Below are 17,407 nucleotides of genomic sequence, written 5' to 3'. Positions count from 1 at the left end.
GGCCCGGCTATTGCTGTCCGCTGCGCAGGGCTTCTTGCAGGACCAGAGCCGCGGCGCCGGTGGCGGAGGCCGTGGCCGCGGCGAGGGAGACCGTGACCGAGACGGATCGGTGCCAGGTGCGGGCGTCGGCGGGGCCCAGCCGGGCGGTGATCGCGGGCGCGTAGACGAACGAGGCCGCGGCGAAGCCTGGCCCGGTCAGCACGAGCAGGTCCACGTCGACCAGGTTGACCAGCGACTCGGCGGCGGCGGCCACATAGCGGGCCGAGTCGTCGAGCAGGGCCCGGCAGGCGGGCGCACCGGCCCGGGCGGCCCGCGCGACGGCGGCGAAGTCCGCGACCGTGCTCCGCGCGGCGCCGAGACCCGCCTCACCGGCCGCGACCGGATCGGCCCGCGCGGCCTCCACCACGACCTGCGGCCCGGCCAGGGCCTCGAGGCACCCGCGGCTGCCGCACCAGCAGGCCGGCCCGTCGACCTGCAGGCACAGGTGACCGAACTCCCCGGCGCGCGTGTGGCTGCCCCGCAACGGCTCCCCGCCTGCCACGATGCCCGCCCCCAGCCCGCTGCCCAGATAGAGCGCCGCGAACGGCCGCGCCGCCTCCACCCGCGCCACCCAGTACTCCCCGACGGCGGCCGCGGTCGCGGCGTTCTCCAGCAGCACCGGCCAGCCGGTCGCCTCGGTCAGGTCGTGGTCCCTCGCCAGGCGCGGATCGGCGCCGACCAGGCCGATGCCCAGGCAGCGGACGCGGTCGACGCCCGAGCCGTCCACCAGGCTCCCGACGTCGGCGGCCAGGCGGCGGACGAGGTCTGCGGCGCCGGCGCCGGCCGGGGCCGCGGGCCGGGTCATCCGGGAGATGACGCCGCCGGTCTGGCCGGTCAGCACGTACGTGGTGACGTCCTCGTCCAGGTGCACGCCGACCGCGATGCGCGCGGCCGGGTCGAGCCGCAGCAGTGTCCGCGGCTTGCCGCCGGTCGGCGTGCGGCCGGTCTCGACCACGAGACCCTCGCCCAGCAGCTTGCGCACGGTGGTGGAGATCGACGCCTCGGTGAGCCCGGTCATCGCGGCCAGCTCGACCCGGCTCAGCGGCTCGGCGGCCCGGATCGCGTCGAGGACGGCCTCGCGCGCCCCCGTCCGCCGTTCCTTCACCAGCTTAAGATAATGGATCGACAGACTTCACTGGACGGGACAGGGGGCGGCCGATGCCCGGAACGATAGGCCTCGTGCTCACCTCGGCCCTGGCGCCCCGGGTCGGCGTCGAGCCCTTCTTCCTCGAGCTGCTCGCCGGTCTCGAGGAGGTGCTCCTGCCGGCCGGCGCGGGGGTCCTGCTGCTGGTGGTCGAGGACGCGGCGGCCGAGCTGGCCACCTACGAGCGCTGGGCCGCCGACCACGCCGCCGACGCGGTCGTCGTGGTCAACCTCGTCCACGGCGACGTACGCCCGGCCCGCCTGGCCGCGCTCGGCCTGCCCGCCGTCGTCGCGGGCCGCTACGCCGGACCCGCCGGCCTGAGCAGCGTGGTCACCGACACCGCCGGGGCGCTCACGGCCGGCCTGCGGCTGCTGGGCGGCCTCGGTCACCGCGCCATCGGCCGGGTCAGCGGCCCGGCGGAGCTGCTGCACACCGCCGAGCGCTCGGCCGCGATGCGCGCCTACGGCTCCCGGGCCCGGCTCGAGCTGCGCATCGTCGAGGCCGACTACAGCGCGGAGGCGGGCATCCGCGCCGCCCGCCGTCTGCTCGCCGGCCCCGCCGCCCCCACCGCGATCGTCTTCGACAACGACGTCATGGCCGTGGCGGCCGAGGAGGACCTGATCCGCTCCGGCGTGCCCGTCCCCGCCCGCGTCAGCCTCCTCGCCTGCGACGACTCGGCCCTGTGCGAACTGGCGGCGCCGCCCCTGTCCGCCCTGAGCATCGACGTCCACGACCACGGCCGCCTGCTCGGCGAGGCCGTGCTGGACGTCCTGCGCGGCGCGCCCCGCCGCATCTATCCCGGCCCCCCGGTCCAGGTCCGGGCCCGCGCCAGCACAGGCCCGCCCCCGCCCCCGGGCGTGGCTCGGTGCGGGCACTTGGCTCGCTAGGGTGGCGGCATGTACACCGACGCGCTCGTCAACTTGTACACGAGGGACATCGAGGCCGGGCTGCGGTTCTACCGGGACCTGCTCGGCTTCACGGAGACGTTCCGCGCGCCCGCCGGCGGGGCGCTGGAGCATGTCGAGCTCCGGCTGGGCGGGTTCACGCTCGCGCTCGGCACGGTCGAGGCGGCGCGGCGCGTCCACGGGGTCGAGGCGACGCCGGGCGCGCCGGGCCTGGTGGTCGTGGTCTGGACCGATGACGTGGACGCCGCGTTCGAGCAGCTGCTGGCCGCGGGCGTGCCCGTGGTGAAGCCGCCGCACGACACCGGGAACAACAACCGCAACGCCCTGCTGCGGGACCCGGACGGCACCCTCGTCGAGCTGGTCGCCAAGCGCGCCTGAGCGTGGTCATGACGGTCGTCGGAGGCGTGGGATCGTCCACGGGCTTGCGGCGGACGTCCGGTCCGGCCCAGGCGGAGCTCCACCAGGCTGTCCGCCACCGCCGCCAGGCCGTGCACGGTCCCGCACGGGAATACGCCGGAAAAAGCGGCCCGGGCACGAGGCCCGGGCCGCTGCGGCGAAGGAACGATCAGAGACCGTTCTCCGACAGGAACGCCTTGGCGACCGTCGCGGTGTCCTTCTTGTCGACCTGCACCTGCGCGAGGTAGGTGGTCAGGTTCTCCGTGGTCAGCTTCGCCGACACGGCGTTGAGCGCCCCGGCGACCGCGTCGGTCTTGGCCGAGGTGCGGATCAGCGGGAGGATGTTCTCCGCCAGGTAGAGGTTGCGCGGGTCGTCGAGAACGACGAAGTTGTTGGTCTTGATGGCCGAGTCGGTGGAGAAGATGTTGCCGACCTGGATGTCGCCCTTCTTGAGGGCGTTGACGGTCAGCGGGCCGCCCGCGTCGAGCGGCTTGAACTCCTTGAACTTGACGCCGTAGAGCTCCTCGAGGCCCTTGAGGCCCTGGTAACGCTCCTGCCACTCGGGGCCGGCGCCGATGGTCAGCTGCCCGGCGACCGGCTTGAGGTCGTCGATGGTCTTGAGGCTGTACTTGGTGGCCGTCTCCTGGGTGACGGTCAGGGTGTCCTTGTCCTCGGCGGCGCTCTGGTCGAGGACCTCGGTGCCGGCGGGCAGCACCTTCTTGAGGGCGGCGAGCACGTCCTCGGGCTTGCTGACGCCCTCGGGGGCGCCGCCGGTCTGCAGGGCGGACAGCAGCGCGCCGTTGTACTCGGGGAGCAGGTCGATCGAGCCGTCCTGCAGCGCCTTGAGGTAGAGCTCGCGGGCGCCGATGTTGAACTGGCGCTTCACGGTGACGCCCTTGGCCTCGAGGGCCTGGGAGTAGATCTCGGCGAGCAGCTCGCTCTCGGCGAAGTTCGCCGAGCCGACGGTGACGGTGCCGGGCGCCGACGAGGCGCCGCTGTCGTCCGACGCGAGGGGGTCGTCCCCCGAGCCACAGGCGCTGAGCAACAGGGCGGTGGCGAGGCCGGCGGCGGCTGCCGCCAGGCGGATCCGGGACATGAGGAACCTTCCAGTTAGAAGCGCTTGGAGACGCCAGGAGAGACGATCCAGCGTTGGGCCAGTGCGAGAAGAAGATCGAGCAGGACGGCGAGCAGGGCGACGACGATGGCACCCGCCAGCACCCGGGAGTAGTCGTTGACGGCCAGGCCGTCGATCATCAGCCGGCCGAGCCCGCTGAGCCCGACCGCCGCGGCCACGGTCGCCGTCGCGACGACCTGGAGGGCGGCGCTGCGGAAGCCGCTCATCAGCACCGGCAGCGCCATGGGCAGCTCGACGCGGGTGAGGACCTGCCACGGGCGCATGCCCATGCCCTTGGCCGCGTCGACGACCTGGTGGTCGAGGGTGCGCATGCCGGCGTACGCCGACGTGAGGATCGGCGGGACGACCAGCACCGTCAGGGCGATCAGGACCGGCAGCAGCCCCAGCCCCAGCAGCGTCACCATCAGCATCAGCAGCCCGAGCGTGGGCAACGACCGGCCCGCGTTGCCGGCGTTGATGGCGATGAACGAGCCCCGGCCGGTGTGGCCGATGTAGAGGCCCACGGGCAGCGCGATGACCGTACCGATGAGCAGGGCGAGCGCCACGTAGCCGAGGTGGGCCAGCAGCAGGTCCGGGAAGCTGCCGGTCGTGCCCGGGTCCCAGTGCGACGCGTCGAACAGGTAGGAGAGGTTCATGCGCGGGTCCAGGGGGTGAGGGCGCGCTGGATGAGGACGATGATGCCGTCGGCCACCGCGGCGAGCAGCACGGACAGGATGATGCCGACGAAGATGGGCTCCAGGTAGAACAGCTGGAAGCCGCGGGTGAACAGCTGGCCCAGGCCGCCGACGCCGATCAGGGCGCCGACGCTGACCAGGCTGATGTTGGCGACCGTGGCGGAGCGCAGGCCGGCCAGGATCACCGGCAGCGCGACCGGCAGCTCGACGTCGGTCAGCCGCTTGAGCCGGCGGTAGCCCATGGCCGACGCCGCCTGCAGGATCAGCGGGTCGACGGCCCGCAGACCGTCCGCCACCGTACGGGCGAGCAGCGCGACGGTGTAGATGGTGAGCGCCACCACGATGTTGAGCGGCGAGAGGATCTTCGTGCCGAGCAGCACCGGCAGGAACACGAAGAGCGCGAGCGACGGGATCGAGTAGAGCACCCCGGCCACGTTGACCAGCGGGTGGTAGAGCCACGGGAAGCGCACGCCCAGCCAGCCGATGGGCAGGGCGATCACGAAGCCGAGGAGGACGGGCACCAGCGCGAGCCAGATGTGCTGGCGCAGCGCGGCGAGGACCGTGTCGCCGTTGTTCGACAGGTACGTGATCACGCCGTCCGCCCCCGCCGTGCGGCCAGGTGGTCGGCGAGGTCGTGGTGGCGCACGAGGCCGTCGGCGGCGCCGTCGGCGTCCACCCGCACCGCGATGCCGACCGGTGAGATGATCGCGAGGTCGGTCACGTGGCGCAGCGAGTCCGCCTTGGTGAAGGTGCCGCCCGTGGCGTGCAGTTCGCCGTCGATGCGCCAGCCCAGCGGGCGTCCCGCGGCGTCGAGCTCCAGGTCCGGCGTCAGCTCGCGCACGGGGAGATCGGCGGCGGAGTCGAAGGACAGCCCGCGGTAGCCCCGGTCGCGCCCGACGAACTCCGCGACGAAGTCGTCCGCCGGGTGCTCGAGCAGCTCCTGCGGCGTACCCATCTGGGCCAGGACCCCGCCCTGGCGGAAGATGGCGACCACATCGCCCAGCTTGATGGCCTCGTCGATGTCGTGGGTGACCATCGCGATGGTCTTGCCGAGGTCCTGCTGCAGGCGCAGGAACTCCTTGTGCAGCCCCTCGCGCACGACCGGGTCGACCGCGCTGAACGGCTCGTCCATCAGCATCACCGGCGGGTCGGCAGCCAGCGCCCGGGCCACGCCGACGCGCTGCTGCTGGCCGCCGGAGAGCTGCGCCGGGTAGCGCTTGGCGAACTCCTCGGACAACCCCACGCGCTCCAGCAGCCCCAGGGCCGCCGCCCGCGCCTCGCGGCGCGTCTTGCCGGTCAGCATGGGTACGGTCGCCACGTTGTCGAGCACCGTGCGGTGCGGGAACAGCCCCGCGTGCTGGATGACGTAGCCGATGCCCCGCCGCAGCAGGGCCTCGTCCTGTTCCGCCACGTCCCGGCCGTCGATGAGCACGCGGCCCGACGTGGGGTGCACCATCCGGTTGATCATCCGCAGCGACGTGGTCTTGCCGCAGCCGGACGGGCCGACGAAGACGGTGGTCTTGCCGGTCGGCAGCTCCAGCGACAGGTGGTCCACGGCAGTGCTCCCGCCGGGGTACACCTTCACGACGTCGTCAAATGTGATCATGTCGCTCCCGGCGATGACTGGCGGACGGTGAATACGGCTATTCATACTTCCGGCGTAGTGAATAAGGTGTCAACGTTCTGCCGGACGCCTTTACGGTCTAGTAATAACCCAGCTGGAGGGCGGTATGGTCGTTCGCCTCGACGGGCGGACCCTCACGGTCGAGGGTCTGGTCGCGGTCGCCTCCGGGGGTCGGGAGGCCGAGATCGACACTGTCGCCCTCGGCCGCATCGAGCAGCGGCACGCCCTGTTGCATGCCGCCCGAACGAACGGTGCGGTCTACGGCGCCAACACCGGTGTCGGCGCCAATCGTCACGAGAGCGCCGGTGACGACGGCGACCACGGCCTCCGCCTGCTGCGCAGCCATTGCGCGGCCGTCGGCCCGGTGGAAGACGATCTTACAGCCCGCGCCGCGATGGCCACGCGCCTCAACCAGATCCTCGCCGGCGGCTCCGGCATCTCCCGCCGCGTCGCCGAGACCCTGGCCGAGGCCCTGCGCTCCGGCGCCGTACCCACCCTGCACTCCTGGGGCGCCATCGGCACGGCCGACCTGGCACCCCTCGCCGAGCTGGGCCTCACCCTGGCGGGGGAGCGGCCGTGGCGCACCGGACCCGGCCCGGTCACCACCATCGACGCCACCGACGCCCTCCCGCTGATCAGCTCCAGCGCCCTCACCGTGGCCACGGCCGCCCTGGCCCTGCACGAGGTGCGCACCCTGCTGCGCGCATCCGCGGTCGTCGCCGCGCTCAGCTTCCACGCCCTGCGGGGCAACTCCGAGGCGTACGACCCGGCCGTGCACATGCTCCGCCCGCACCCCGCCCAGGCCGAGGTGGCCGCCCTGATGCGCCGCCTCACCCTCGGCGCCGGCGCCCCCGCCCGCATCCAGGACCCCTTCGGCCTGCGCGTGCTGCCCCAGGTGGCCGCCCCCGCCGTCCACGCCGCCCGCAGCCTCGACGAGGTCCTGGTCGCCGAGCTCAACGCCGCCGCCGAGAACCCCCTGGTGACCGACGACGGCGTGCGCCACCACGGCCAGTTCCACACGGCGACCCTCGCCGCCGGGCTCGACGCGGTCCGCGGCGCGTTCCTGCCCGTCCTGTCGCTGTCCTCCGCCCGGCTGGGGCTGCTCATGCGCCCGGACCTGACCGGCCTGCGCGCCTTCCTCGCCGCGGGACCGGCCGCCAGCTCCGGCCTGATGATCGGCGAGTACGTCGTCCAGGACGTCCTCACCGAGATCCGCGTCGGCATGACCCCCACCGCCGCCGGCACGCTCACCATCTCCCTGGGCCTCGAGGAGCACGCCAGCTTCGCCACCCAGGGCGCCCGCTCCCTGCGCACGATGACCGGCCTCGCCCCGGTCCTGCTGGGCATCGAGCTGATCGCCGCCGTCCGCGCCCTGCGCATGGCCCCCGGCCGCCTGCCGGACAGCGGCCCGGCCCGCGACGCGTACGACACGGCCGCCAAGCGCCTCGAGGACGTCGACGACGACCGCTCCCTCGGCACCGACCTGGCAAGCGCCGCCGCCATGCTCCCGGCCCTCGCCGAGATCGCCGACGGCGAGCTGTGACCGAACTGGCCGTCGCCCCGCCGATCCGCGCCACGCCGGGCTGAGTGCGGGGCAGCGGGCGGGCGGGTGCTCCGGTAGGTTCACTGGCGTCCTTCGTGGGGGAGCGCCATGCGTACACCTGAGGAAACCGTCCGTGCCGTGGCCGACGGCGTGTGCCGCCTGATGCGCGGGGGGCTCACCGCGGCCGAGGAAGCCGCCCAGATCGACGAGCTCGCCTCCTGCTACGCGGACACCACCGACGTGCGGCACCCGTTCAGCCCGCTCGGCGACACGCCGCTGCGCAGCCGGGCCGCAATGCGCGAGCACTTCGCCGCCGGTGGGCCGCCCGGCGGGGTGGAGCGCTACGACGTCGTCGACGACCACGTGTACGCCACCCCCGACCCCGAAGTCGTGATCTTCGAGTTCCGCTACGCCGGCGTCATCGACGGCCGTCCCTTCACGATGCCGTGCATCTTCGTCGTCCGGGTCCGCGACGGCCGGATCGTCGAGTCCCGCGACTACGTCGACCACGTCGCCGCCGCCCGCGCCTTCGGCCGCCTCCCCGCCCTGGTCGCCGCCCTGAAGGTGCCCCACTGACCGTTTCCCGCGGCATCACCCCGGTGCGGCACGCCCCTGTCGATGAGAAGCATGACGCCGGTCGCGGTCAAGACCGACATGATGCGGCTCGCCGGCCGCGGGCGCCGCGGGTGATCAGGGTGCTACCCCGCCACGGGCGACTGCGCCGCCGCCCACTGCCCCTCAGCGCCGGTGGGGAGAGCGCCGCCGTCATGGTGCCCGTCCTCGCCGACAGATCGGGGCACGGCCGTGCTCGGGTGCTCAACTGTCGCCACCGGTCCGCAACAGGGCAGCCCGGAGCTGGGGATCGCGCAGAAGTTCGATCACATCGGGCACACCGCGAGTTCGTCGACCCGTGCCGAGGGGGAACTGGTCAGCAGATCACGGAGTTGTGCGTATCGCAGCAACGCCGCATCGTCGCCGTTTCCGGAAACCACGGCGGCCTCGAGGCTGATCAGTTCCCGGCGCAGTTCGACGGCCTTGTCCGAGTACGGCGTGTCCATGCCGAACAGTTCGGACATGACGGCGTCGTCGCCGCTCCCGTAGACGATTCGCTCGTAGAGCGTCTGGTCGACGACCTGAGGCGGCTCGTTCTCGTGCGGCCCGGGCAATCGAATGAGGCCACGTTCGTCCGCCGCCTGACAGATGTACGGGCTGTGCGTGGTGACGATGAACTGGGTCTGTGGAAAATGTTGCTTGAGCCATCCGCCGATACGTTTTTGCCACGACACGTGCAGGTGGGCATCGACCTCGTCGATGATGACGACACCGGGGGCGACCACCGCCATCGCACCGTCCGCCTCGCGAATGTCCAGCCAGCCGTAGGCCTCGTAGACCTGCTTCAACAGATCCACCACCAGGGCGGCGACCGTGCGATAGCCGTCGCTCATCTCCCGCAGCGGGAAACGGTGGCCTTCGCGCTCGACCCAGAGTCCGTCCGAGTTGACGTCGTGGATGGTGTATCCATCGGGCAGGAGACCGTCGCCGAGCACAGTGAGAGCGAAACGCTTGAGTTCTTCCGCGCCCGGGCGGCTCTCCAGGGAACGCAGATGCTGTTCGATCAGCCAGCTCACGCCTTCGGCCAGCGAGGCGTCCTCGTGGAACAGGCTGGCCATGCGTGCGGCGGGGCCCCGGCTGAGCATCAGTCTCTGGGCGTCCCCCGATCCGCCCGCGAGGCGCCGGAAGGGTCCGTACGCGGCGCAGAACCAGCCGATCGGGTTGTCGTACCAGGGTCCGCGCCGCGCCGCTGTCTTGCTGCTGGAACCCGGGATGTGCTCGACCATGGAAGGTTGCCTGTCCCGGGACCCGGGCAGGTCGTCGTCCGGCACTTCCCAGCGCAGGCCTGCCCAGAACGGGCCACCGGGAGGGCGTCCCCCGGCGCCGAAACGGTCGGTGTCCGCCTCGAAGGCCATCTGCACAGCCACGACAGCCTGGCGTTCACCTACTGACGTCCAGCTCGCGAAGTCGGTGACCAGGTTGCGGGCGACACCGGGGCCGCCGATGGCCAGCGCGACGGCGCGTAACAGGGAAGTCTTCCCCGAACCGTTGCGCCCCGCGAGGACGGTCCAGCCCGCCAGAGAGCCGTCCGGCCGCGTGAGGTCCAGCTGAACGTCGCGGGCATCGTGAAAGCCGCGTACGTTCTGCAGCCTGATCTCTTTGATGTACACGCGGTGCCCCTTCGGCCGACCCGGGTCGGTGAAATGTCACGAGATCACGACTCGATGCGGCTAGCGTAGTCACGCCGTGGGCGAAAGCACGCCATAGCCTCGCCCGAGCCGGCACGGCCCGGCCCCGTGGACCGCGTCCGCGGTCATACCGGCCGGGACACTCCTCTGCCGGGCTGAGGAAAGATCCACAAGGTGGTGGCCGGACCGGGGGAAGACCGGGAGCATGGTGGGCGACTCATGTTCCGCCTGCGAGAGGACCACCCTGATGATCTGGCTGCGCTACCTGTCCGGACCCGATGTCGAGGAGCTGGGCATCGGTGCGGCCGACGCGGTGGCCGCGGTCGAAGCGGTGGTGGCGGCGCACGGGCGGGGCGAGACCGTCTTCGAGCCGCGGATGCACCTGGTGCCGGACAACGGCGGGGCCGGGCACTTCAACGTGCTGCGCGGGCATGTGAACACGTTCCGTGAGCACGGGCTGAGCGGGATCAAGGTGGTGGGGGACTTCGTCCCGAACTACACGAAGGGGCTGCCGAGCGAGCTGGCGCTCATGACCGTGTACGACCCGACCACCGGGGTGCCGCTCGCGATCATGGATGCGACGTGGATCACCGAGGTGCGCACGGGGGCGATGACGGCGGTCGGCGCCAAGTACCTGGCGCGGCCCGACGCGAAGGTGCTCGGCCACGTGGGGGCGCGGGGCACGGCCTTCTCGAACGTCACGCTGCTCGACAGCCTGTTCGAGCTGGACGAGATCCGGGTCACCAGCCGGCGGCCCGAGTCGCGGGAGGCGTTCGCCGAGCAGTTGCGGGCGGCGACGGCGACGCCGGTGCGGGCGGTCGCCACGGCGGACGAGGCGTACGACGGCGCCGACATCCTCGTGGAGGCGTCGCGGCTGGAGAAGCCGGCCCCGCTGCTGCGGACGGCCGCCGTCGAGCCGGGTGCGTTCGTGGTTCCGTACGGCACGATCAGCGCAGTGGAACTTGATCTGCTCGACGTCATGGACAAGGTCGTCGTGGACGACTGGCGCGAGTCACGATCGGGCCGGTTCGGGGCCCTGCGGGCGCACGTGGACACCGGGCGGCTCAGCGAGGAGACCCTGTACGCGCAGATCGGCGAGATCGTCAGCGGCCAGAAGCCCGGCCGGGAGAGCCCCGGCGAGCGGATCCTCTTCTGGCACCGGGGTCTGTCGATCCTGGACGTCGCCCTGGCCCATCTCGTGCTGACCCGCGCCGAGGCCGCGGACGCCGGCACGATGCTGAAGTACCGGTGATGCTCGTCTCGGCGGCCGAGCAGCTCGACCGGGCGGCGATCGTGGAGCTCGCGCGGGGAGCGAGCCGCGTGACCCTCGCCGGCAGCTTCCTGGCGGAGCTGGCGGACAACCGTCGCCGGATGCTCGCCGATCTCGACGGCGACCAGCCCGTCTACGGGGTCAACACCGGCATGGGCGCGCTGGCCGGGGTCCGCCTCGACGCCGAGGCGCAGCAGCGGCACCAGGACACCCTGATGATCGGGCGGGCGGTCGGCTCGGCGCCGTGGCTGCGCCGGGAGGAGGCGCGGGCGCTGCTGGCCGTACGGCTGCGGACCCTGCTGCACCCGGCCGCCGGCGCCTCGCCCGAGCTGTGCCTGCACCTCGCCGCGCTGCTCGACGCGGACGTGGTCCCGGCGGTCCCGGCGCGGGGCGGCGGCGCGGCCGGCGAGATCATCCCGCTCGCCCACGCCGGCGCGGCCCTCAACGGTACGGGCCAGGTGCTGGACGCCGCGGGACACGCGATCGACGCCGCGCCCGCGCTCGAGGCCGCCGGGCTGCGTCCGCGGTCGTTCGCGGCCAAGGAGGGCGTCGCCTTCCTCGAAGGGGTGCCGGGGCTCACGGGGCTGGCGATCCTCGCCGCGGACGCGTGCCGGCTGCTGCTGGATCAGACCCTGGTCGTGACGGCGGCCTCGCACGCGATCGTGCGGGCCAGCCGGGACCCGCTGCACCCGGCGCTGGCCGACAGCCCCGAGCTGGAGACCGTGCTGCGGACGCTGCGGCGGCTGTGGGCCGGGGCGGAGAGCAAGGCCCTGCAAGCGCCCGTCTCCTTCCGCGTCACGGCCCCGGCGATCGCGGTGGCGCTGCGGGCGGTCGCGGCGCTCGACGCGGCGGCCGACCGGGCGCTGGCCGCGGTCACGGACTCGCCGGCACATCTCGACGGGCGGTTCGTGGGCACGTTCGGCTTCGCGGGCACCGATCTGGCCGCGTGCGCGGGCGCGCTGACCACGGCCCTGGTGCATCTGGCCGAGCTGGGGGCGGCCCGGCTGCACCGGCTGCTCGACCCGGAGGTGACCGGCCTGCCCCGGCAGCTCTCCGACGCGCCGGGGCGGCACGCCGGCATGGTGGCGGTGCACAAGCGGGCGGCCGGGGTCGCGCACCGGCTGCGGCGGTTCGCGGTGCCGGCCCTCGGCGGGGCGATGGAGACGTCACTCGGGCAGGAGGACGTGCAGAGCTTCGGGTTCGAGGCGGCGGAGTGCCTGGGGGAGGCCGTCGCCGGGGTGCGGGACGTGCTGGGGTGCGAGCTGCTGGCCGTACACCAGGCTGTGCAGCTGGGGGGACCACCCGCCGGGCTGGACCCGGCCGCGCTGGCCGGGATCGCCGAGGTGCTGCCGCCCGGCACCGGGGACCGGCCCTTCGGACGGGACCTCGACGCGCTCAGCGCGGTGCTGCGGGCGGGCTGGTCGAGCCGCGCACGACCAGCTCCGGGCGGAACGGCGCCGGGCTCGTGACCGGGCCCTCCAGCAGCTCGACGAGCTGGTCGACGGCCGCCTCGACGATGGCGTCCTCGTCCCAGGCCATGGTCGTGAGGCCCGGGTCGACCAGGACGGCCAGCTGGTGGTCGTCGTAGCCGATGACCGACAGCTCGTCCGGGATGCGCACCCCGGTCCGGCGCGCGGCCCGGTAGACGGCGAAGGCCAGTGAGTCGCTGAGGCAGAAGACCGCCGACGGCCGGCCGGCCTCGGTGAGCAGGGCGGACGCCACGTCGATCGCCTCGGTGGTGGCGGCCGGGGCGGCGACGGCGACCAGCTCGACGCCGAGCCGTGCGGCGATCTCCCCGGCGAGCAGCTGGGCCGGGCGGCCGGGGGTGGAGGGCAGCGCCGGGGCGAGCAGGCCGATGCGGCGGTGGCCCAGGCCGGCGAGGTGCTCGAGGGCGGTCGCCACCCCGTACGCGTTGTCGAACAGCACGCTGCCGGACCCGGGCCGGGTGGTCAGCGCGTCGCCGATGGCCACCACCGCCACCTCGGGGCCGAGCAGCTTCCAGTACGCCGCCGAGGGGTCGACCGGCGACACGAGCGCCCCGTCGACGCGCTGCGCGGCGAACTGCTCCACGATGAGCCGCTCGCGCGCGGGGTCGGCGTCCGCGTCGGCGATGGTGGCGTGGTGGCCGTGCAGGCGCAGCGCGCGGGTGAGCATGACCGACAGCTCCTGCTGCCACAGGTCGCGCAGGGAGCCGCTGACCCCGATCGCGCCCGTGCGCCCGCTGGCCAGGGCCCGGGCGATCGGATCGACCGTGTAGCCCAGCTCGTCGGCCAGCTCCCGGACCCGGCTGATGGTGGCCGGCGAACCTCGCTTGCCCCGCAACGCATAAGACGTCGCCGCCAGGGAAAGCCCCGCCGCGCTGGCGAGGTCCTGAAGCGTCCGGCGCCGCTGCTGACCTGCCACGGGCCGACAATAACACCGGCTTGCTTTTCGGGGACGGAAGCGCTTCACTCGATGCATCTTGTGAAGCGCTTCCCTAGGAGGGAGGAACGTTGCCGGTCGACTGCCATCAGCACTTGTGGCCGCCGCGCCTGGTGGAGGCGCTGCGCCGGCGCACGACGTTCCCCTACCTGCGGGGCTGGACGCTGCACCTGGCGGGCGAGGCGCCGTACGAGGTGGATCCCGCCGCCCACGACCCCGGCCTGCGCCGCCGGGGCGAGCTCGACGAGGTCGTCGTGTCGCTGTCGAGCCCGCTCGGCATCGAGCACCTGCCCGCCGACGAGGGCGCCGAGCTGATCGCCCTCTGGCACGAGAGCGCGCTCGAGCTGGGCGAGCCGTTCCGGGTGTGGGCGGCGGCGCCGGTCGCCGAGGCCGACCTCGGCGCGCTCACCAAGACGCTGAGCGAGGAGCGCATCGCCGGCCTCCAGCTGCCCGCGACCGCGCTGAGCAGCCCGTCGGGCGTGGAGCAGGCGGGGCCGCTGCTCGCCGCGGCCGAGGAGGCGGGCAAGCCGGTCCTGATCCATCCCGGCCCGGCGCCGGAGTGCGACCCCGGGCTGCCCGGGTGGTGGCCGGCCCTGGTGCCGTACGTGTCGCAGCTGCACCAGTCCTGGCTGGCCTGGCACATCGCCGGCCGCCGGCAGCACCCCCGGCTGCGCATCGCCTTCGTGGCCCTCGCGGGCCTGGCTCCGCTGCACCACGAGCGGCTCGCCGCGCGCGGCGGCGCCTTGGGCCCCCTGGACCCGTACGTCTACTACGAGACCTCGTCCTACGGCCCCCGCGCGGTCGACGCCCTCGTCCGCGTCGTCGGCATCGACCCGATCGTGCACGGGTCCGACAAGCCCTACGCGTCGCGCCTCGAGTGCGACTTCGGCGCCGCCTTCACGCACGCCGTGTTCACCGCCAACCCCCGGCACCTGCTGTACGGAGAACCGAGATGACTGACACGGTCGCGGTCACCGCTTCCGCCTCCCTCCCGCCCCTGCCCGGACGCGTCCTGTCCCCGCAGGAGCTGCACGCCTGGGTCGCCGAGCTCGCCGCGCGCCCCGAGGTATGGGAGTCGCTGGTGCGGCACGACACCGGCAAGCGGCACTACGCGTCGCTCTACCGCGACAGCGACATCGACGTCTGGATACTGTGCTGGAACGTCGAGGACGACACCGGCTGGCACGACCACGACGTGTCCAGCGGCGCCGTGGCGGTGACCCGGGGCGCGGTGACCGAGGCCACGCCGCGGATGGGGAGCGAGGCGGTGACGCGTACGGTGCCGGCGGGCCGGGTCTTCGCCTTCGGCCCCGACCACATCCACCGCATGGGCGGCGGGGTGGACGGCTCGGTGTCGATCCACGCCTACTCGCCGCCGCTCTGGCGCATGGGGCAGTATTCGATCAGCGCGGGCGGGGTGCTGCGCCGCAAGTCCGTCAGCTACGCCGACGAGCTGCGGCCGCTGACCGACGCCTGATGTTCACCTGAGGCCTCCTCCACAATCATCAAGGGCCCGCAGACTCCGTCCGCGGGTACCAGCATGATGGACTTCGTCACTTCCGCCTCGGACCGCATGCAGGACCTGGTCCACACCCGGGCGTCACCCCACTCGCCTTCCTCCTCGCCTTCGTCGCGGGCGCCGGTCACGCCGTGGCCCCCGGCACGGCAAGACGCTGGCGGCGGCCCACCTCGCCGGCTCGAAGGGCCGTCCTGGCTCAGCGGCCGCGACGCCGGCCTGCGGCTGGCCCGGCCCGAGCGGTGGGCGGCCCAGTACAACATCGCGTTCTCCCGGTTCCGGGCGGTGGACCGGGCCCGGCTGGTGCACGGCACGCTGACCGGCCTCGACGAGGAGGCCCGCACGGTCACCGTACGGTCGGCGGGGGGCGCCTCGACCCGCGAACCGTACGACGTGCTGCTGCTCGCCACCGGCGTGCGCAACGGCGTCTGGCGCCGCCCGGAGCTGCGGGACCAGGGCGGCATCGACGAGCACCGGCACGCGTTGCACGCCCGGGTGGCGGCGGCCGGGTCGATCGCGATCGTGGGCGGCGGTCCCGCGGCGACGGGCATGGCCGCTCAGCTCGCCGAGCGGTTCCCGGGCAAGCATGTGTCGCTCTCCTTCCCGCGCGACCGCGCCCTGACCAGACATCACCCGAGGGTCGGGGACGTGGTGCGGCCCCGGCTCGAGCGCCTCGGCGTCTACTCCCTGCGGGTCTACGACGCCGTCGAACGCCACTTCGTCAGCCGTCTCTACTACCACGGCATCCGGGCGAAGTAGCGTCTGGACGATCCGCTGGTCCCCTACGCGGTGCGGGCGGGGACGGGGTCGGGGACGGCCGGCTCGGGGGCGCGGCGGTGGCGGAGGTTGGTGAGGACGGCCCGGGCGAGCAGGCTCGGCGTGGCGAGCGTTGCCGGGTGGGTGTTCATGAAGGTGACGTCGTTGAAGGCGGTGCCCACGACCACGTCGGACCGGGCCGCGCGCAGGACTTGACTGATCAGCGCGCGCTGGAGGCGTACGGGGAAAGCGGGTCTTGTGGTCTCGATCCGCTGGGCGTCGCCGGAGGTGGACAGGGTCCAGGCGGCGTCGACGACGACGGCCTGGAGGCGGAAGAAGGCGGTGGCCGGCTCGGTCAGGTCGGGGCGCCCGCAGAGGTACTCGGACAGGCACGACGCCTGGAGCGCGGCCGAGCTCATGCCCTGGCCGTAGATCGGGTTGAAGGAGGCGACCGCGTCGCCCAGGCTGACCAGCCGGGCGGGCAGCCGCGTCACGCGCTCGTAGTGGCGGCGGCGCGCGTCGCCCTGGTGGTAGGTCTCGATGTGGTCGATGGGCTCGCGCTCGGCGATCTGCCCGAAGACGGCCGGCAGGTGCGCGCAGCGGGCCCGGAAGTCGCCGGGGTCGCTGCTCGGGCGGTCGTCACCATAGGCGGCCAGCAACACCGTCCACCGGTTGTCCTCGACGGCGTTGAGCGCGCTGATGTGCTGCCGGGGGTAGGTGGGGGAGCAGCGGGAGATGGCGGCGGTGAGTGCCGGGTGGGGGTCACTGCGCCGCAGGTACGCCGTCGCGTAGTGGATGTCGATCCGCATGCGTTCCAGCTCGGGGGCCTCCCAGCCGTCGCGGGCCAGCCAGTCGGCGAGCCGGCTCGACCGTCCCATGGCGTCCACCACGAAGTCGGCGGTGAGCCGGTCGGTGCCCAGCCGGACCGCGCTGACCTGGCCGTCCTCGTAGTCCAGTCCGGTCGCGGCGCCCGTGGTGGCCGTCACGTTGGGCAGGGCGAGGGCGCGGCGGCGCAGGTGGGCCTCGAGGAAGGGCCGGGTCGCGTTGAGCAGGATCGCGTTGGGCGTCGAGACGGCGCGTTCCTCGTCGACCCAGGCCTCGATCCCGGCGGGCATCGACAGGGTGGCGCCCGCGGCGAGGGCCTCGGCGGTGAAGCCCGGGAACCAGCGCTCGATCTGGGCGCGGCCGCCGGGCAGCAGGGCGTGGACCTGGTGGCGCTGCGGCACCCCGGCACCGGGGCGGTCCACCACGACGACCTCGTCGGCGTGGTCGGCCAGCACTCGGGCGGCGAGCAGCCCGGCGATGCTGCCGCCGAGGACCACCGCGCGGCGCAGATGTCGTTCGGGGACCTCGGGCCGTGTCGTACGGCTGAGCATCCGGAAGATGTCGGTCGGTAAAGAAGTCATACGGAGGGGACGCGGCCCGGGCCGGCGGTGATGCGAACGTCGGTGATTCGACTGCGCCCACGCTGACTCCTAGGTGGCCGCCGAACCGCGAAAGGTTGCCCGGGACCGCGATTTAAGCCAAGTTTTAGGCTATTTTGCCTGGTCGCGAGGGGTGTGGTTAGAGTCGCGCTGCCCTTCCCCCTCTTCTCGACGGAGTTCGCTCGATGCGCCGTAAGAAGCTCAAACTCCTCGTGGCGGGCGCGGTCGCCGCCGCGGCCTCGGCGGTGGCGCTGATCGCGCTGCCGGCCTCCGCGGAGACTGCCGCGTTCACCGTCACCAACGCGTGGAACACCGGCTAC

The 17,407-nt window shown here is 73.2% G+C and carries 17 protein-coding genes; 9 read left to right on the top strand and 8 right to left on the bottom strand.

The window, feature by feature from the left end; all coding sequences use genetic code 11:
- Positions 1 to 7 precede the first annotated feature (7 nt).
- A complete protein-coding gene (locus RBH18_RS14155) occupies positions 8 to 1,144 on the bottom strand; it encodes an ROK family transcriptional regulator (protein WP_306207728.1) in 1,137 nt (378 codons plus the stop codon).
- Between the two features lie 53 nt (positions 1,145 to 1,197).
- On the opposite strand from RBH18_RS14155, the gene RBH18_RS14150 reads away from it, so the two are divergent.
- Positions 1,198 to 2,070, top strand: a complete 873-nt coding sequence (locus RBH18_RS14150; RefSeq protein WP_306207726.1) for a LacI family DNA-binding transcriptional regulator — start codon at positions 1,198 to 1,200, stop codon at positions 2,068 to 2,070.
- Positions 2,071 to 2,079: 9 nt separating this feature from the next.
- The gene (locus RBH18_RS14145; RefSeq protein ID WP_306207724.1) at positions 2,080 to 2,466 is read left to right on the top strand and encodes a VOC family protein; all 387 of its coding nucleotides are present in this window, start codon (positions 2,080 to 2,082) and stop codon (positions 2,464 to 2,466) included.
- Positions 2,467 to 2,653: 187 nt separating this feature from the next.
- Here RBH18_RS14145 and RBH18_RS14140 read toward each other — a convergent pair whose 3' ends face one another.
- From RBH18_RS14140 to RBH18_RS14125, 4 genes are read right to left on the bottom strand one after another with little or no spacing between them, the layout of a single operon-like run.
- Positions 2,654 to 3,580 (bottom strand): ABC transporter substrate-binding protein, encoded by a 927-nt coding sequence (locus tag RBH18_RS14140; RefSeq protein ID WP_306207722.1) that lies wholly within the window; start codon positions 3,578 to 3,580, stop codon positions 2,654 to 2,656.
- A 14-nt stretch (positions 3,581 to 3,594) separates the two neighbouring features.
- A complete protein-coding gene (locus RBH18_RS14135) occupies positions 3,595 to 4,254 on the bottom strand; it encodes an ABC transporter permease (protein ID WP_306207721.1) in 660 nt (219 codons plus the stop codon).
- Positions 4,251 to 4,886 carry an ABC transporter permease gene (locus RBH18_RS14130; protein ID WP_306207719.1) on the bottom strand — a complete coding sequence of 212 codons (636 nt, stop codon included), beginning with the start codon at positions 4,884 to 4,886 and terminating at the stop codon, positions 4,251 to 4,253. The genes RBH18_RS14135 and RBH18_RS14130 overlap by 4 nt, the downstream gene beginning before the upstream one ends.
- Positions 4,883 to 5,899 carry an ABC transporter ATP-binding protein gene (locus RBH18_RS14125; protein WP_306207717.1) on the bottom strand — a complete coding sequence of 339 codons (1,017 nt, stop codon included), beginning with the start codon at positions 5,897 to 5,899 and terminating at the stop codon, positions 4,883 to 4,885. The genes RBH18_RS14130 and RBH18_RS14125 overlap by 4 nt, the downstream gene beginning before the upstream one ends.
- Before the next feature lie 124 nt (positions 5,900 to 6,023).
- Here RBH18_RS14125 and RBH18_RS14120 point away from each other — a divergent pair, with 124 nt between their 5' ends.
- Both RBH18_RS14120 and RBH18_RS14115 read left to right on the top strand, forming a co-directional pair.
- On the top strand, positions 6,024 to 7,460 hold the full coding sequence (locus RBH18_RS14120) for an aromatic amino acid lyase (RefSeq protein WP_306207715.1): 1,437 nt from the start codon (positions 6,024 to 6,026) through the stop codon (positions 7,458 to 7,460).
- A 108-nt stretch (positions 7,461 to 7,568) separates the two neighbouring features.
- The gene (locus RBH18_RS14115) at positions 7,569 to 8,036 is read left to right on the top strand and encodes a nuclear transport factor 2 family protein (protein ID WP_306207713.1); all 468 of its coding nucleotides are present in this window, start codon (positions 7,569 to 7,571) and stop codon (positions 8,034 to 8,036) included.
- Positions 8,037 to 8,338: 302 nt separating this feature from the next.
- Here the strand turns inward: RBH18_RS14115 and RBH18_RS14110 are convergent, their stop codons facing one another.
- Complete coding sequence (locus RBH18_RS14110) at positions 8,339 to 9,682, bottom strand: AAA family ATPase (protein WP_306207711.1); 1,344 nt, start codon at positions 9,680 to 9,682, stop codon at positions 8,339 to 8,341.
- 265 nt (positions 9,683 to 9,947) lie between these two features.
- On the opposite strand from RBH18_RS14110, the gene RBH18_RS14105 reads away from it, so the two are divergent.
- Complete coding sequence (locus tag RBH18_RS14105) at positions 9,948 to 10,952, top strand: ornithine cyclodeaminase family protein (RefSeq protein WP_306207708.1); 1,005 nt, start codon at positions 9,948 to 9,950, stop codon at positions 10,950 to 10,952.
- Positions 10,952 to 12,439: an aromatic amino acid lyase gene (locus RBH18_RS14100; protein ID WP_306207706.1), complete on the top strand. Its 1,488-nt coding sequence runs from the start codon at positions 10,952 to 10,954 to the stop codon at positions 12,437 to 12,439. The genes RBH18_RS14105 and RBH18_RS14100 overlap by 1 nt, the downstream gene beginning before the upstream one ends.
- Here RBH18_RS14100 and RBH18_RS14095 read toward each other — a convergent pair.
- Positions 12,366 to 13,373, bottom strand: coding sequence for a LacI family DNA-binding transcriptional regulator (locus tag RBH18_RS14095; RefSeq protein WP_306207704.1), 1,008 nt, complete (start codon positions 13,371 to 13,373; stop codon positions 12,366 to 12,368). The genes RBH18_RS14100 and RBH18_RS14095 overlap by 74 nt on opposite strands.
- Before the next feature lie 89 nt (positions 13,374 to 13,462).
- Between RBH18_RS14095 and RBH18_RS14090 the strand changes: the two genes are divergently transcribed.
- The 3 genes from RBH18_RS14090 (at position 13,463) to RBH18_RS14080 (ending at position 15,666) form a co-directional block, all read left to right on the top strand.
- The gene (locus RBH18_RS14090) at positions 13,463 to 14,347 is read left to right on the top strand and encodes an amidohydrolase family protein (protein ID WP_306207702.1); all 885 of its coding nucleotides are present in this window, start codon (positions 13,463 to 13,465) and stop codon (positions 14,345 to 14,347) included.
- Positions 14,344 to 14,868: a cysteine dioxygenase gene (locus RBH18_RS14085; protein ID WP_306207700.1), complete on the top strand. Its 525-nt coding sequence runs from the start codon at positions 14,344 to 14,346 to the stop codon at positions 14,866 to 14,868. Before RBH18_RS14090 ends, RBH18_RS14085 begins: the two co-directional genes overlap by 4 nt.
- Positions 14,869 to 14,931: 63 nt before the next feature.
- A complete protein-coding gene (locus RBH18_RS14080) occupies positions 14,932 to 15,666 on the top strand; it encodes an FAD-dependent oxidoreductase (RefSeq protein ID WP_306207698.1) in 735 nt (244 codons plus the stop codon).
- A gap of 23 nt (positions 15,667 to 15,689) precedes the next feature.
- On the opposite strand, the gene RBH18_RS14075 is transcribed toward RBH18_RS14080, so the two are convergent.
- Positions 15,690 to 17,069 (bottom strand): FAD-dependent oxidoreductase, encoded by a 1,380-nt coding sequence (locus RBH18_RS14075; protein ID WP_306207696.1) that lies wholly within the window; start codon positions 17,067 to 17,069, stop codon positions 15,690 to 15,692.
- Positions 17,070 to 17,407 lie beyond the last annotated feature (338 nt).

The sequence above is a fragment of the Actinoplanes oryzae genome (assembly GCF_030757795.1).
Lineage (GTDB): Bacteria > Actinomycetota > Actinomycetes > Mycobacteriales > Micromonosporaceae > Actinoplanes.
Note: the sequence above shows the minus strand (reverse complement) of the source record. Positions and strands in the feature narration are given on the sequence as shown.